Origin of the sequence: Candidatus Accumulibacter vicinus (assembly GCF_000584955.1) — a bacterium.
GTDB lineage: Bacteria > Pseudomonadota > Gammaproteobacteria > Burkholderiales > Rhodocyclaceae > Accumulibacter > Accumulibacter vicinus.
The window spans coordinates 91,012-92,952 of sequence record NZ_JDSS02000045.1; the positions used below are offsets into that span (position 1 = coordinate 91,012).

Sequence of the window (1,941 nt, forward strand, 5' to 3'; positions counted from 1 at the left end):
ACTCGCCCTGGTGGTGCCGGCGATGGAGCGCTGGGTACGCGCCCTGACGCCGGGCGAGGCTTTCTGCCATCCCTGGCCGTTGCCTGATCAGGCGAGCGGCGTCGGCCTTATCGAAGCTGCGCGGGGATCTCTGGGCCACTGGCTGCGCATCGAACGCGGCAGGATCGCCGGCTACCAGATCATCGCCCCGACCACCTGGAACTTCTCGCCACGCGATGCGGCAGGCGTTCCCGGCGCACTCGAGCAGGCGCTGGTCGGGTTGCCCGTGGGCGAAGGCGAAAGGGTGCCGCTCACCGTCCAGCACGTCGTGCGGTCGTTCGATCCGTGCATGGTATGCACGGTGCATTGAAAAATAGTTCAATAAAAACAATTAGTTATGGCGTGCTGTGCGGAATTTGTGCGGAATTTGTGCGGAATGGGAAGTCCGGCGCGCAACATCAGATGCTCACCTTGACCCACTCATCCCCCCGGACATCCCGGTAGACACTGGTCATGTCCGCGCTCTTGTGCCCGGCCAACGCCTGCGCGTTAATGCCTTGATCGTGATACAGGCGTAGCGACAGGCTGCGCAGTTCGTGGAATGTCGGCGGCGTCTTGCCCTTCACAGTCACTCCGGCCGCGTCGCGCGCCTCGGCGAAGGCCTGTCCAATGGTCGTATCCCGAACCTTCGATCCAGGCTTTGCGCGCCCCGTGTGCGCAGTGTGATGCACGAGGTACCGGCTGAGCACTCCGTCTCTGCAGCGCGCGACCACATCGCCGACGGTCAAGCCAACGGCGTCAAGGCGCAGCCCCAGCGGAATCGCCACTTTCGCGCCACCCTTGCCTTGCTCGATCCACAGATGCCCGTCACGCGTCTGGGAAAAGAGCATTGCCGCAATATCAGCCCGGCGCTGTGCGGTGACAATTGCCAGTTCTATCGCCCGCGTCGCCCACGCGGGTTGATTGGCCGCACTCCATCTGTGAATTGCCTTGAAGTGCTCGAGCGAAAGCCGACCGCGCTGAGTCTCGACTCGTTCTGATCTGGTTGGTGCAACGGGGTTGTCGGCTCGCCAGCCGGCGGCGATCGCCTCGCGGAAGAAGTCGAGCAGAACCGATCGTGTCGCCTGCTGTGTTCGAGGGGTGCCGGCAAGCGTGGCAAGGTAGTCGGCAATGTGGCGTGTGGTAATCACCGAAATCGCCAGGTGCCCCAGAACCGGCTCGACCTTGACAAGGTAGCGACGCGCGACTGCCAGCGTTTCGGTCTTCACGTCGCGCGCCTTCACACGCTCCAGGTACAGCGGAATCCAGTCTGACACCCTGTCCGGAGCGCTCTGGACGGTGTGTATCAGGCGCTTCTTCTGCATCTTGCCGTGCAGGTGCAGGTAGACTTCCGTCACCTGTGAGATTGCCTGCTGCAGCGTCATCCTGCCGAGAACGAATCCTCCGGCTGGCGGTTTCGAGTCCATGAACGGGCACACGTCAGCCGGCGGATCCCATGCGAAATATCCGGGACGGACCTCGCGCAGTCCCCTTGGCCAATGGCGGCGGCTACGCTGCCGAGCGTTGGCGGCCATAGATCAACCTCATCAGTTCGTTGCTCTCTGACACCGACGCCTGATACTCGGCGTCCACAGGGACCCGCCACTCGCGGCCGATGCGGACTGCTCCTGGAATCTTCCCCTGCCGGCACCATCGGCGAAGCATTTGAGCCGATGCCGGCGGGTCGAACCGTGCGGCACTCCAATGGGCGACGGGTATCAGCTTTGGTGGCATTGCATTCTGTCCTCCATTATTGTATCGCTCGCCTACCTGGCGCGAGGCTTGTTAGGCCCGCACCAGTTCCGCCACCAGTTCCGGCACGCGCAGCCGCACGGGGTCCGGCAGCACCGTGCCATCGTCGGCCGTGAAGGCGCGCGGGCCGAGGTGCTTGGCGCACTCATCCACCAAGCCGCGATAGAAATC

At 63.5% G+C, this 1,941-nt stretch carries 2 protein-coding genes; one reads left to right on the forward strand and one right to left on the reverse strand.

The window, feature by feature from the left end; translation table 11 throughout:
- Positions 1-349 (forward strand): nickel-dependent hydrogenase large subunit (locus CAPSK01_RS19445; RefSeq protein ID WP_273704119.1); only part of this gene is annotated, 349 nt, incomplete at its 5' end.
- Positions 350-437: 88 nt separating this feature from the next.
- Here the strand turns inward: CAPSK01_RS19445 and CAPSK01_RS19450 are convergent.
- Positions 438-1,445 carry a tyrosine-type recombinase/integrase gene (locus tag CAPSK01_RS19450; RefSeq protein WP_273704120.1) on the reverse strand — a complete coding sequence of 336 codons (1,008 nt, stop codon included), beginning with the start codon at positions 1,443-1,445 and terminating at the stop codon, positions 438-440.
- Positions 1,446-1,941: the final 496 nt, after the last annotated feature.

Coding starts and splice junctions, on each gene's coding strand:
- CAPSK01_RS19450 (WP_273704120.1), bottom strand. CDS start 1,445: ATGGACTCGAAACCGCCAGCCGGAGGATTCGTTCTCGGCAGGATGACG.